The organism is Haloarcula amylolytica JCM 13557, assembly GCF_000336615.1.
Lineage (GTDB): Archaea > Halobacteriota > Halobacteria > Halobacteriales > Haloarculaceae > Haloarcula > Haloarcula amylolytica.
This window is the reverse complement of sequence record NZ_AOLW01000064.1, coordinates 1-13,371: the sequence shown is the minus strand read 5'-3', so window position 1 is coordinate 13,371 and position 13,371 is coordinate 1. Positions and strand designations below refer to the sequence as shown.

General features: G+C 52.2%; 11 protein-coding genes. 3 read left to right on the top strand and 8 right to left on the bottom strand.

Going from position 1 to position 13,371, the window contains the following annotated elements; all coding sequences use genetic code 11:
• The 3 genes from C442_RS19820 to C442_RS19805 all read right to left on the bottom strand — a co-directional run.
• Positions 1 to 182: hypothetical protein (locus C442_RS19820; protein ID WP_008313623.1), on the bottom strand; the 182-nt coding region annotated here is incomplete at its 3' end.
• Positions 183 to 1,785: 1,603 nt separating this feature from the next.
• Positions 1,786 to 3,162 carry a hypothetical protein gene (locus tag C442_RS19810; RefSeq protein ID WP_008313619.1) on the bottom strand — a complete coding sequence of 459 codons (1,377 nt, stop codon included), beginning with the start codon at positions 3,160 to 3,162 and terminating at the stop codon, positions 1,786 to 1,788.
• A gap of 52 nt (positions 3,163 to 3,214) precedes the next feature.
• Positions 3,215 to 4,213, bottom strand: coding sequence for a hypothetical protein (locus C442_RS19805; RefSeq protein WP_008313617.1), 999 nt, complete (start codon positions 4,211 to 4,213; stop codon positions 3,215 to 3,217).
• 95 nt (positions 4,214 to 4,308) lie between these two features.
• On the opposite strand from C442_RS19805, the gene C442_RS21220 reads away from it, so the two are divergent.
• The 3 genes from C442_RS21220 to C442_RS21705 all read left to right on the top strand — a co-directional run bounded on the left by C442_RS21220 (position 4,309) and on the right by C442_RS21705 (position 7,292).
• Positions 4,309 to 5,037: a S16 family serine protease gene (locus tag C442_RS21220; RefSeq protein WP_008313615.1), complete on the top strand. Its 729-nt coding sequence runs from the start codon at positions 4,309 to 4,311 to the stop codon at positions 5,035 to 5,037.
• 80 nt (positions 5,038 to 5,117) lie between these two features.
• Complete coding sequence (locus C442_RS22490; RefSeq protein ID WP_191906084.1) at positions 5,118 to 5,465, top strand: hypothetical protein; 348 nt, start codon at positions 5,118 to 5,120, stop codon at positions 5,463 to 5,465.
• A 438-nt stretch (positions 5,466 to 5,903) separates the two neighbouring features.
• Positions 5,904 to 7,292 (top strand): Ig-like domain-containing protein, encoded by a 1,389-nt coding sequence (locus C442_RS21705; protein WP_152418506.1) that lies wholly within the window; start codon positions 5,904 to 5,906, stop codon positions 7,290 to 7,292.
• Positions 7,293 to 7,872: 580 nt separating this feature from the next.
• Here C442_RS21705 and C442_RS19790 read toward each other — a convergent pair.
• The 5 genes from C442_RS19790 to C442_RS19770 all read right to left on the bottom strand — a co-directional run bounded on the left by C442_RS19790 (position 7,873) and on the right by C442_RS19770 (position 12,880).
• Complete coding sequence (locus C442_RS19790; RefSeq protein WP_008313609.1) at positions 7,873 to 10,266, bottom strand: VirB4 family type IV secretion system protein; 2,394 nt, start codon at positions 10,264 to 10,266, stop codon at positions 7,873 to 7,875.
• A gap of 7 nt (positions 10,267 to 10,273) precedes the next feature.
• Complete coding sequence (locus C442_RS19785; RefSeq protein ID WP_049943129.1) at positions 10,274 to 11,395, bottom strand: hypothetical protein; 1,122 nt, start codon at positions 11,393 to 11,395, stop codon at positions 10,274 to 10,276.
• A 27-nt stretch (positions 11,396 to 11,422) separates the two neighbouring features.
• Positions 11,423 to 11,896, bottom strand: coding sequence for a PrgI family protein (locus tag C442_RS19780; RefSeq protein ID WP_049943128.1), 474 nt, complete (start codon positions 11,894 to 11,896; stop codon positions 11,423 to 11,425).
• Between the two features lie 355 nt (positions 11,897 to 12,251).
• Entirely contained in the window at positions 12,252 to 12,659 is a 408-nt protein-coding gene (locus tag C442_RS19775; RefSeq protein ID WP_008313606.1) for a type II toxin-antitoxin system VapC family toxin, read from the bottom strand.
• Complete coding sequence (locus C442_RS19770) at positions 12,656 to 12,880, bottom strand: DUF7557 family protein (RefSeq protein WP_004966782.1); 225 nt, start codon at positions 12,878 to 12,880, stop codon at positions 12,656 to 12,658. Before C442_RS19770 ends, C442_RS19775 begins: the two co-directional genes overlap by 4 nt.
• Positions 12,881 to 13,371 lie beyond the last annotated feature (491 nt).

The window sequence follows — 13,371 nt, the reverse complement described above, 5'->3', positions numbered from 1 at the left end:
AGTGCGGTGACGGCGGCACCGGCCACCGCGCCGCCAGCTGGCCCCATCATCTTCCCGAGGAGTTTGCGGCCCGACCCCATTGAATCCTGTTGCATGTTCTGCTGGAGGAACTCCCCTCGCTCTTCGGCAGTAGCGTTTTCGAAAGCCGTGCCGAGTTGCTCTGGGTCGGTGTCGGCATCCATTTCTGTGAGGTCTGGCGGTGACGCTTGCCCACTGTCGTCTGCGCCTCCACCAGAACTCCNGTGTCGGCATCCATTTCTGTGAGGTCTGGCGGTGACGCTTGCCCACTGTCGTCTGCGCCTCCACCAGAACTCCCCGATTTCATTTCCGACACTGGTGCCATCTTGTATGACCCACTGGTTTGAGATGGATTCTCTGGCTGAGTAGTCTCAGTCCTGAACTGCGAATCAGTACCGCCGCCCTCCGGAGCCACTGCCGACGTGGCTGAGAGGTCCTGTGCCGTGGTGTCGGTCACGGACGACCCTGACNATCAGTACCGCCGCCCTCCGGAGCCACTGCCGACGTGGCTGAGAGGTCCTGTGCCGTGGTGTCGGTCACGGACGACCCTGACTGGGAGTCGGTAGAACCGCTCTCCATCGGGACAGTCGATGCGACAACGCCCGTTTGAGACGGTGGCGTCGGGCCTGAACCACCGGTTCCGCCGGTGCCGCCGATGCCGACTGCACCGGTAACTTTGTTTTTGCCTGCGGACAGGCCTTTTGACACTTTACCGGCAGCGGCCCCTGCAGCACCGCCGAGGGAGCCGGCAAACATCATGAAGAGCTGCACGTTGCTTAGCAGGCACATCGCAGCGATTGCCATGGCCGGCATTGCCATCTGAATCAGTGGGTTCGGCCCGCTGGCGAAGACAGCCGTCGTCGTTCCGCCCGTGCCACCGCCACTGAACGTCGAGAGCGTTCTGGTGGTGAACTTCGTGCCGACAGCGAAGATCCCGGCAACGAGTATCCCGCCCGGAATCAACATTCCCGTGGCCTTGAACAGTTGCTCAGCGAGTTCTTTGGCGTACTTGAGCGGCCCGACGTCAGCCACCCAGAAGATGATTAACAGCGGGAACAGCCCGTAGGTGAGATACACCAGGACCTGCCGGGCGACCAGAACGACGAACAGCACAATCTGAGAGAGCACCACGACGAGCAAAATCCCGATTCCGTACAGCAACATCACGAACGACCCTACGGAGGTCTGTGCGACGGGATTGCTTGGCAAGCTAGCGTTCAGATTGACGCCTTTGAGGAACAGATCGATGCTCGCGTTGGATATCGAGAACGCCCACGCGAAGGCCCCGCGACTGAACAGTGTGCCAGATCCAGGCGGATTGACGATGAACAGCGAGAGCGTCGCTGCCAGCGCGCGTGACATGAACCGGTACGGGTCCATCTTCTCGTTGTCCGGGAACAACTGGAACAGTCCCAGATAGGACAGGCCGAAAATAGTCAACAACGAGAAGTAAATCACCATCGAGAGGTCCCACATACTCTGGAACTGATCAAGCATCGACGGTTCCAGCTTCAGCATCTCGGAGAGAACGCTTGAAAACAGGATCTCAATGAGTTCGAACACTGCGTTGAACAGTTGCTCATTAATCCACTGGATGAGGCTCTCAAGCCCGACGTCAACGACCAGCAGCGGAGCTACGAATGGTACAGCCAGCACCTGGCCGTACGTTGACTCCATCTCCAGACGCTCTGGCCCCGACTCCGCCATCTAATTCACCTTTTCTCCTTCTCATATTAATATTTTCTATCTGGATACGAAATAATACGGTCAATCGGACGGCCCTCGCTGTGGTCGCGAGCCCGTTTCACTATCCGCCTCGGAATCATCCGGTTCAGCCTGTTGCGCGGATTGTGCTGTCGAGACATCCGTCAGTGATTGTGCGTTAGGCGACATCGTACTGGAAGACCGACCCGTGCCTGACTTTCCAGCTTTTCCACCCGGCTTGAAGCCGTTTTTTGCACGCTTTTTGACGCCCTTTTTGGCCTGTTTCATGCTCTTCTTTGCAGTCGCTTTGACGCCCTTCTTGACACCTTTCTTTGCCACCATCTTCCCGCCCTGTCCAGCGACTGATGCGGCAGCACTTGCACCACTTGTTGCAACCGCGGCACCAGCCTGTGCAATGCCTGTAACAGCAGTTCCGACGGCGCCCAACATCTGTGTCAGCATCAGGGTCGGGAGGACGAGAATCCCGATGATGATGACGGCCTTGATGAGGAAATTCAGCAGTACATCACCACCACCTGAGCTAGCGAACACACCGCCCTGGACTGGTGGTCCCTGCGCTGTTGGCTGGGTCGGTGGCGTCCCACCGGCGAATATCTGACTACTCCCACCGATGAGACCGAGTCCGACGGTAAATACGGCCGCTATGAGGACACCACCAGCCAACAGCATTACTGCAGTCTTGAACATCTTCGACGCGAGCTTATTCCCGTATTTCAGTGGCCCGTGGTCGACAACCCAGAGGAGGATGAGGACCGGGTACAACCCATATGTGACTAGAACTAACACCTGCCGTGCCACGAGCAGGACCAGCAAAATGATCTCAGCGAGAAGTATGACCTTGCCGATGAGGATACCTACTGCAAGCAACATAAATGGCCCGCTCAGCGCACCAGCGATTGTGCTACTCTGGAAGGAGATAGACGTGCCAACTTGACTGAGATACCATGTGGAGAGATTATTCGTGACCACAAAGGCCCACGCAAATGCACCCTTCCCAAAGAGATTCGCGCCCCCTCCCGGTGGATTTACAATCCAGATTGATGTCGTTGCAGCGAGAGCGCGAACACCGAACCGATAGGGATCCGTCTTCTCTGTGCTGGGGAACAGCTGGAACGACCCAAAGACCGATACTGCATACACTAAAAGCAGTGCGAAATGTATAGTAACGCTGATCTGATATATGGATTCCAACTGCTGGAGGTGCGCAGGACTGATGCGGAGGAACTCATCTATGATATCTGCGAATAACTTCACGATGAGATCGAATACGGCAGCGAATACGCTATTGGCGAAGTCTCGAAAGGGATCCCTGAGACCGACGAGAGCGAGTGGGGCCGGCCGTCCGGTAGCGTCGGGGCCGACAGTGAGAAGCAACTGCGTGTGTTCTCGCACAGACTGGATTCGAAACGCGAGACTCATTGGTTTCCTCCGTTACAGAATTGTCGATACGCGTCGGCTGGACAGGGTCCCGTCATAACAGATCCATGATTAGTTTGAACCCAACGAAGTCGATCATCAGCAAGGGTGTGATGAGCAAAAAGAAGTCCTGAATATACTGTGCAAGTTGTCCGTGCGTCGAAAACCTACCATCAGGCAGAGAGTCATCAACCGTGGCCCCGCCGGCAAACGTTCCGCTGGAGGCACTATCGTACGTGCTGAAATCAGTCAGCAGTGTACTTGACCAGATTAACGCTGTTACCAATACTCCAAACAGCATTAACTTCGCGCTCACTTTGATGAATTTCTCACCCATAACATTGACACGCTTCCATGGCCCGACGTTCACGAGCTTGAATGCGAGTAAGAGCGGGAGCAACGCGTATGTCACGTAGATAATTAACATACGCAGAACAAGTATCAGTATCAGGCCGAGCCCGGCGATGAGCATAAGACCCACAGCAAGTACTCCCCAGTTGTAGCCGACGTACAGGCCGACATCATCCATTACAGCCCGGGTAATTGTTACGCCAATACTGAGATCATACGATGTTTGATAATACAGCCCAGTGAGTGTGTGCGTGAAGGCAACAAAAAACGCTATTAACTCGCGTGAGATGAAAATCACTGCAAAGTACTTTGTCACTTTTTCGAGATGTAGCTGTAGGTCAGCCGAATCCGTTCCCGGGAAATACTGTGCCATCAGCAGGATGTATAGAAACGACAGGCCAGCCACTGCTACGTATGCACTGAATGAGATTTCCCAGAGTGTATTCAATATGCTAACGTCCGCCGGATTCGGGTAGAAAAGGAACATCTCATAACCGAGAGAAAATATCGCTGAAAGGGCATCTAGAAGCCCCGAAACGACGTTCGTAAGAAACCATTCGATTCCGTTTTTGAATAGTTGGTACAGGTCAGGGATGCCCGGGAAGTCAATTTGAAGGAGCAACGATGCAGGCACCACTGCATGAGTCACAGCAGCCTGCTTTATTGTCGGCTTCGGCCTTTTTTCGCTCCTGTCAGGCGGCATTTCAAATGTTCTACTCGTGTATTTAGATATTTATTCCACTAACCTAAAGGTTATTATATTCTAGCTATTACTTCGTACATATAGAGGACTGTCCCGTGAATACGGAGCGTACACTCATCTTGTTGCTGATTGCCATAGTCATTCTAAATCTGAGCTGGACAGGTGCAGTCAATAACCGGGCTGGTTCGCTTGAAAATCGTGTTGAGACTGTTGAACAGGAGCAAGCGTCTATAGCCGTCTTTGCAGGTGCGAACCAATCACGCAGCGGTGCGACATCTGCCACGTCATCATTGTATGCGTACAACACGGGCAAAGGCAAAGCAACAGTCGTGCCAGCGGAGATAGAAGCTATCCCAGCAAGCGGTATCTATCTCGATGTGTCGCCGGTCGCACATACTGCTACGGTTCAACGCTCCATCGCGCGTGCCTGGTCAGTAGCCAATGCGAGTCAGTATCCACCACCATATGATGGAACTGTCATCCGGATCAACCCCCCAGAGAGCTGGGATACTGTTGGCGGTGGGAGCGCTGCACTTTCGTTGGCATCTGGATTTGCCGCAACAAACCCTTGTATTGAATTGAACAGAAGCGTCGCAATGACCGGTGGTTTGACGCGGTCTGGAACAGTCGTTGAAGTAAAACGCGTGCGTGAGAAGGCCATTGCAGCAAAAGAACGTGGTGTTACTGTATTTGCGGTTCCGCAGGGGCAAGCGGTAAATGTAGAAGGCATTAGAGTCGTCGAGGTTGCCACCTTTGGTGAAGCGGCCAACTATACTCTGGAACGTACTGCCGAATGCCCGACTGAGGCGGCAAAATTAAACTAAGATCTCTAATATATGTTGATATATTCCAAATAGTCTAAGAAATCATTAGACTTATTTTATAGAAGATCTATCTGGATAATATGGCACAGTGGAGAGCTGGAATGGAGAGGATTGACATTAAACAAATATGCAAGGTCATGGTTCTGACCTTCGTGCTTCTTACCGTCTTCGCAAGTCCCGCCGCAGCACAGCCCGCACAGCAACAACAACTCAAAGATCAGATGAATCAGGTCGGCGATTTCCTCGCGATTGTCATCAGTGCGGTGGCAATTCCGAACGGCGCCTTCGGTGTGTTCCAGTACATGACAGCGGGCACTGACAGCGAACAGAGCGACAAAGGCCGGAAGCGAATCCGAAACTCCTTCATTGGCGTCGCTGGGGCCACCGCTGTGGTGACGGCGGTGCAGTTGTTGAACGCCCTCATTTAGGTGTGAATCAGCGGCCACATCGGTTTCAACATCATGCATCGATTCGCACAGACCACAGGGCTCATCCTTTTGGTGATTTTCGCCCTGTCGTTACCCGCACAGGGGACGCTATCAGGGGCGGAAGAGCGGGTGTTTCTCTCGGGGGATATCGATAAAGATCCAGATTCAGTGTCCGGTGACCTGAGTGATGGTGGGAAGACATTTGCGAAGATTGGCGATCTTACGTTTCGGACAAGTAAGCCACAGTACGAAATTAGCGACACCAAGCTGCATGAGTATCAACGTAATAGTTTATCTCGACTAGACACCAACGTGCGTCACTCACGGACCATGCCACAATCGGATCAACGGAACACTGCACTGATAAAAAATGCACACGTAACGCTACTTGGGATCTACGGTGGTGCACAACCTCAGTTCAGTTCTGGCTCGTCACCGATGTTCATTGGCGCCGACGGCACAGTCCTAAACCACGCTGATTATCGCGTCCCAGAAGACATTCCGAAAGACGACTGGTGTTCGGGCAAAAATTACGATACTGCTGACTGGGATGTTGACAAAGACGGGAGAGACGAGGAAGTCTACCTCGATGGCTCCCAGACGTGCAAAAAGTATGAACTGCACACGAAGATGGATCGCTGGGTTACTGTCGATGGTAAGCGTATCTCTGGGGGAGATACGATCTCTTACAGTGGACTCTCGTCGAACTCGCCCCAGCAACTCACTGTTCACGCCGAAATCACAGTCAGAGTTGAGCGCATAACAGAAAAATACGACTGGGACCCACACGGTAGATATGGCGGTGGTCCATCTGACGGAAGCTGGGAGCAATCACAGAGGGTTGATGATAGGTACCGGTTTGATCGAATCCAGGTTAGTGATAGTCAAGAAGTGGTTGTGACAGACGCGGGAGATATTGATGTGGAACAGACCGTTGTTGAAACCGAAGGTAATACCAAACATCTGATTCTTGAGATACAGGGACCACGGAACGGACGAACTGTATCTCAATCGAAACTCGAAGACCGGAAACTCTGGAGCTATCTGGCGATGGGCTCCGACCATTCAGTAGATGGCACATGGCGGACGTATTCAACACGACAGTATGATTCAGTGACGTTATATGAGCCAGATGGTGACGTTTCGACTGACCCGAGTCCGCCGCACGTTCCACAGACGCGGCTGGTTGGGATGGACAGAAAACCGACAGTGACAGCAGTGGGATCTAACTCCGATAAGATTCAGGTTATCGGACATCAGGGGTACAATGTCGACGTTTCACAATCGCTCCAAGCTAACGTGAAAATCACGCCAAGACAGCCAGTTGCATACGAACGCATTGTTATCACCGATGCGAAACAGCCTGTGACAGACTTAGTTACCATCCATGGACAACCGGTACCCGTCGATGTTGATACGCGAGTGGAGCGGCGCAAACCCAGTGTGACCATACGGCAAGTCAACTCCGGGAAGTCGTTACAGATACATGTTGAGGACCCAAAGACAGGCCAGCCTATTTCAGGCCGTAAAGTGAACCTTCAAGGGGCAGTTCCGAAGTCACCTACTGCCTCAGGTAATGCTGTAACAGATGCAAACGGAAATGTGGTGGCCACTCGTGTAAACGCCTATGTTCAGGCCACTGTAGACCACGACGACTTTCAATCAATCTCGAACGGGGCATTCTATGACAAGTCATCAGCAGAGCGTACATTCATTCCTGACGTTATATTATTATCTCGCCTCCATTCACTTGTGCTGACACTAGCATTGATAGCACCGATTTTGTTCTTGTACGGTTACATCCGGCACTTTGGCTTCTTCGAGTGAGTTGTCTCAGATCATTACTCGTTCAGTTCGAACACGACTGAAAGGGGTTGCGTGTATATTCATTTACCGTCAGTTCATGTGACAACCCGACTGCACAGACAATTATACGGTGTTCGGTGAGATCTGCTCCAGTGGATAGTGGCGCTTGGCTCGGAAAGAACTGCTCAGATCGCCGTGTGAGCGGCTGAGGCTTGTTGCTTCAAATCTGGTATCATTCCACCCTAGCTCAGAGGGCGCTTCAATACAGCAGTGGGATCTGCTGAAGAAGCTATCATTCGATATACGCGTGAAACAAACTGACAAACTCGGAGTTTGCTGAAGAGCGCTACTGTATAGGCAGTCGGGGGACAACAATACTTCGTCGGAGATATCACACTTTCACCGAGAAAGGGTCGCCACCAACGAAGACCATACCACTGGACTATCGGGGCCAGACAATGCCTCCGTGGGTATGTGCTGGCTGCCATCCGCTATAAGAAGGAGTCACCGGTGAAAGAATGAATGTGATAAGCGTTGCTTGAACTCTCGGAATTACTCCGTTCCAAGCCTGTATATCGACGAGGGGCCATCGCTATTATTGTCAGGATAGAGCGCTGGAAGCGTTCATATTGAGAATCTGCTCGACTGCCTGCTCTTCGTGGTCCGGAATATCTCCCCAGTCAATAAGATCGTTATCGTACAAGAAAGCCCACACGTTCATATCACCATCTATGACGTGGTGCTCGAAGTCATTCGACATCACCCGCATTCGCATTTTCCCGGCATCAGACACGGAAAGAAGCGACTCAGAGTAGTCCGCCGAGTTCCCGGCTTGAGCTTGCAGCACGAAGTCCCGTTCGCGCGGTGTCAAGTCAAGGGCATCAATGGCCTCCTCGCCGATGTCTTGGTGTCGCATCAGTGCTCGAATGTCACACTGGTCGTAGATCTCTTTGGCCTTCGGATCAGTCATGAACTCGTCGACAGTTTGACTGATAAGCGTCAGACCACTTCCGTAATGGCGACTGTGCCGAGAAAACAGGTTCAGCATGTCCAGCGCCTGTTCGTGACCGAGCATATAGTGCGCCTCGTCGATCATCACGACCATCTTTCCAGTATTGGCCTTTGCCCGCTGGAAGAGCCAGTCGAGCACGATATGCATAATCAGCCCTTCGTTTGACCCATCAGCAACACTCGAAAGGTCAAACTGAACAACCCGGTCCTGCAGATGAACGTTTGTGTCTCCATTGAGATTTGCCCGCTGTCCTCCCTTTTTAAACTCCTCCAACCCAAGGAGAACACTTTGAGCATAGTCTGCGAGCCGTTCAGCTTGTTCGCGGTCCTCGATACTGGTTTCGGTATTGATTGTCGTAATCTCTGACTGAACGGTTTCTGGCACGTTGAGGAACTCACTGGGTGGTGAACCATTTGCCATTCGTGCAAGAACGTCTAACACGTCCTGAATTACAGGGCTTTGCTGGTTGTGCGTACTAACGTCTTTGGTAATCCCTCGCTCAAGGTATGCGTAGCGGATTGCACGGCGGAGCACGCCCTCTTCTTCTTTACTGAGCTCTCGTTTTCCCTGGAAGTGTGACTCGAACAATCCCATTACACTCCGGATTTTGTCGTCGTATGGGTCCCCTTCAACGTCATCAATATTGTCGACTTGTTTGATATCGAGAGGGTTGATTCGTGACCGCCCGTCGATGGTCACACGCTGGCCGTCCACAGCTTCGACAACATCACTGAAACCACCGACGGGGTCAATAATCAGGACTTCTGTCTCCGGATCCATCATCAGGCGCCGCCACAGAGTAAGCTTGGCCAGATATGACTTTCCAGACCCAATTTTCCCAGAAATTAACATATTATGCCCCGACTGTTCGAACCGGTCAACAACAATTGGTGCGTTTGTTGACATATGGAACCCCATCAGGACACCGGTCGATTCCACGACTGACCTATCGGTAAAGGGGAACGCAGTACCCAATGCATCAAGATCCATGATCTGCGTGTTCCGGATCTGATCATTTGCTAATGGCGCCATCGACTGTTGTGCCTGTAGCTGCCGGTCGTAGAGTGTCGTCACCTTTGCGTTCACTTGTGAGAGAATCTGCTTGAGTTCCTGTGTGCCTTCGTTGAGGGTGTCCTCGTTGTCAGCCAAAATCTCGAAATACACCCCGAAGTCGAATAGCTTCGTCGACCCCTCTGTTAGCCCCTCTCGGAGACGTTCAACGTGTTGCAACTGGTTCTCTTCTTCGATGGTGTTGAGCTTCCCGTCGCTCTTCTTCCGCCGGATCTGCGAGGTAAGCCGCGTTGCCCGAACATTGAGTTTCTGTTGCATCTTGTCAGAGTCGCGGGGAAAAATGTGATAGGACAAGCGGAGCTCGGTTCCATTGACTGACAGCCCGTTGGTGAACAGCTTATCCAGCCAGCCGGGGGCCACACGACTCGGGTAATCAGCGATGATAAGTGATCGAGCGTACTTTTCAGCTCCTTGGTCTCCGAGCCGTTTGATATAACTCTTTGATTCGATTATTCGCTCAGGAGACACAGCCAATCCGGCCGATTCAGAGCGCTCAATAGGATCATTGATTACCCCCGTCCGTCCGTTTTGATCGCTGTTTTGATCTCGTTTGACATTTTCAATATAATGTGACAGCTTTTCTTGAGTAATCGTTTCGTCTGACTGTTGTAGCCGGCGTGCGGCCTCAGTCACTACGTCGTCGTCGGCAGTATCGACTGAGGTCTTGGAGCCGTTGGAACCCAGCATTGAGGAAAGCGTGGTGCCTGCTGTTGCCGATTGTCTTCCATCCTGAGATAGAACCTCTGAAATAGCGATTCCAGCTGCCCCAAGTATCATAGCCCCGCCAAACAGCAATCCGAAAGATGGCCAGACGCCATACGTGTTGACCACCCACTCGAACCCGAACAGTGCATACACGGATTTCGTCATTGACGCGATGCCGCCAGTCTGGAACATTATCAGGTGTTGCATAGGAAATTCAGTCCTCCATGTAGGCAGTCAGTGTCTGCTCGTCCCCAGACTCAACAGAATACGGACCATTCAGGAATACGTCATTAAGGGGTTGTTCGTTGTTGTAATAGTGGTATAGCACGCTCATGACTTGGTCACGGTCATCTAGACGCTCAGTCTGTACATCGAACCGCTGGAGCGCTCGCTCAACTCTATTTAGACGCGTATCAAGCTCCCGAAGGCATTGTTGCTTACTGATATTTCTGTTGTCTGAACTGCCGAAGAAGTCGGCTATTGGTGCCAATGGACCGAACTTATCAGCGGCTGTATCCAGTAATCCAGAGTCAGCGTTCTGGAATTGGTTTATTTGTTCGGCCGATATTGGAATCACGATGTAGAATCGTCGCTGTTTCATATCGTTATCGAGAATAAAACGCTCAAGCCAATTCGGATACAGCTGACGACCCAAATTTACCAGTTTGCTATCAGTTGGTCGATTCCGGTCCTCAGAGATAACATCATTGAGCCGGTCAACGTGATCGGAAATATCGAACTTTGTTGGATAGGCAACTATCTGTATCGGGAAGTCGAGTGTTGCAAGGAAACTCGATTTGAATGCCTCGATAATTTCGGACTTCTTTTCTTCCGTATGTATCGACCACGAACGAGGTCGAACCTCAGTAATGCCGACGTACTCGTCCTCATCCTTGACAATCATCCCGGCACCATTGACTCCAGTTGGGAGGTAGTCGTCTTTAGATTCGAGTACAAACTCGAAATCAATCAAATCCTGCGCGTAGTTTGGTATCGCTAACGCTCCTTGCTCTGTCGAATCGGTCTGCTGGGGTGGTGCAATTACACTCGTTTCTGTCGCAGAATCTGCAACCCCGACTGCCCCGGAACTGTCGGTCTCAGTCAGACTCTCCTTTGAGCCTCTGGCTGGTGAATCTGCCCGACCTGACTCGTGATGAGACTGACTGTCGGTGGTCGCCGATACTCCGTCGAAACCGGATCCGGTTTTTTCAGATGTTGCCTCCTGTACTTCTGTGTCATTGTTCATAGCTGGCTCGTCCCTGCCGCGTTCTTCTGATTTCTCAGTCGCCGTTTCTTCGCCCCCTGCAATTCCGGAACCTGATTCCTTAGGTGTCATAGTGTTATTGTGTCTTGTCGCCGCTAATTATGCCTGCCTGCTGTCCCTATCCGAGTTGCTCTCATTGCCAGTGTGACTCGACTCATTCTGGTAGGGAATGGAGAGCGTGTCAGACACGGATGTATCCCATTCAAAATCTTCCTCACACGTTTCTGACTGAATTTGCGACGCTGTGTGAACGCGATTCTTGATTGGCACAGAATCGCGTTCACGCGTTCGCGGTTTCAGGTAATACTCGTTTGGTGTAAGTCGTCGCTTAATTGCTGCAGGAGCCCATTCAAGTGGTTTCTGACCCTCAGGTGTTCTGATTACGACTGCGATCACACCAAGAAGAGACACCCCAATCAACGCCAGAGTAGCCACCAGCGGAATTTGGTCTATGAACAGGCTGGGAAATACCATTACAAGCGGTACTGAGCCAAGTATGACTAACTCATCAAATGTCAGTCCCATGAAAACGTCTGTCCGGAGAATCTCTCCCGGAATCGGTACCGCTTTCATCTATACTTCTTTACGAAGTTCCTAAATTAATAAATTTTCCCGTTCAAATTTATCTTCTTTCATCCCGTAGGATTACTCACTAACTCGGTGGAGGACACTACCCCGCTGCCATCGTACTCTTCACGCTCCATCGCCCACTTGTACTCACCACCATGCGTCGGCCACCCACCACACACCAGAACCTGTTCGGTCCCTGCGACGGGTACCGTCAGCTACCAATCCCGAACCGTGACCGCGTAGCCGTGCTCGACAAATGCCTGCTCGCACGTCGTCGGTGATCGCCTAGGTGGCCAACTGGCCCCAGTCACAGCCTATCATACCGTCCAGTGAATCCGATATATACAGACCAGCACAATTAAGCGGTATGTACAATATCTACGTCAGCAAGCTCCAGAAGAGGCTCCGTGTCGAAATCATTCTTATTGTGGGTGATAAAGGTACCACCCTCGGTGTGTGCAGTTGCGAGGTTCAAGAGGTCGACAGGGTCAAGAGAGATATCTTGCGACTGTAGACGTTCTTCGAGATAGGCGGCTTCAAGCGCAGTGTTCCCGGTGAAGTCGATGATGCGGTCCAACGTCGACGTGAGGCGCGTTCGTGCGCGTTCCATCTCCGACCGACTGCTACAGGAGCGGTAGAACTCGAAGGCGACGAGCGACGGGATTGTCCACTCCTCACTACGATACTGCTGTAGGTGGCTGACAACTTCAGGGTCAGGGTTCGCACCGCCGACTTTCACCAATATGTCGTTGTCCAGTACGATCATTCGTCACTGCGACGGTCCAGCGATTCGTTCAGTTCCTCGTGGGTCTCACGCATATCGTCTGCAAGACTTCCATCATCGAACTCACTGAGGAACCCAGCCATCTCCTCTACGTCTTTCTCGCTTCGGCTAAGGCGGTCCAACAGGTCGTTGAAGCTTTCGTCGTCCCGCTTCAGGTCACGCAGTCGTTCTTTCACTTCGTCGGTGACTCGAATAGTACTCATGTGTATACGTTGTGTACAAACTGTTGGTATCTCTTTCGGTGACTGAGAGAAGTAGTCCGTTGTGTGGTGAGATGCCGGCGGCATCGTACCCAGATGTACCACCTCCGCGCTCTCGTCACCCCCTTCGAGGAAGTCGACCAACCACGCCACGCCAGAACCCGTTTGGTCGCTGCGACAGGTGCCGCCGATCCCACATGACTGCATACCTCGCTTGACGAAGACCTGCTCGCACATCGTCGATGATCGCCCGGGTGGCCCACCTGCCTATACCCGGTACTCCCTGCTGAATGGAAGCTGTCCGAGGCCGGTAAGCACCAGCAGCGCTTAATTAGAAATTGAGAGGGACTACATCTAACCGTTTCAGCGAACGGGCGCTTCGGTCGTACTCTGGCAGTCTGACGACGCGGACTCACCCCTATTTTGTGACCCTCCACCGGGTGAGAGGCGTTCCAGAGAGAGCGTCTTGACCACCAGCTATGTCAGAGAAACAC

Excerpts from the sequence above, each read along its gene's own strand:
- C442_RS19785 (WP_049943129.1), bottom strand. The coding sequence starts at position 11,395 with ATGACACCTAAGGAATCAGGTTCCGGAATTGCAGGGGGCGAAGAAACG.
- C442_RS19770 (WP_004966782.1), bottom strand. The coding sequence starts at position 12,880 with ATGAGTACTATTCGAGTCACCGACGAAGTGAAAGAACGACTGCGTGAC.
- C442_RS21705 (WP_152418506.1), top strand. The coding sequence starts at position 5,904 with ATGTTCATTGGCGCCGACGGCACAGTCCTAAACCACGCTGATTATCGC.
- C442_RS19780 (WP_049943128.1), bottom strand. The coding sequence starts at position 11,896 with ATGAAAGCGGTACCGATTCCGGGAGAGATTCTCCGGACAGACGTTTTC.
- C442_RS22490 (WP_191906084.1), top strand. The coding sequence starts at position 5,118 with ATGGCACAGTGGAGAGCTGGAATGGAGAGGATTGACATTAAACAAATA.
- C442_RS19790 (WP_008313609.1), bottom strand. The coding sequence starts at position 10,266 with ATGCAACACCTGATAATGTTCCAGACTGGCGGCATCGCGTCAATGACG.
- C442_RS19805 (WP_008313617.1), bottom strand. The coding sequence starts at position 4,213 with ATGCCGCCTGACAGGAGCGAAAAAAGGCCGAAGCCGACAATAAAGCAG.
- C442_RS19775 (WP_008313606.1), bottom strand. The coding sequence starts at position 12,659 with ATGATCGTACTGGACAACGACATATTGGTGAAAGTCGGCGGTGCGAAC.
- C442_RS19810 (WP_008313619.1), bottom strand. The coding sequence starts at position 3,162 with ATGAGTCTCGCGTTTCGAATCCAGTCTGTGCGAGAACACACGCAGTTG.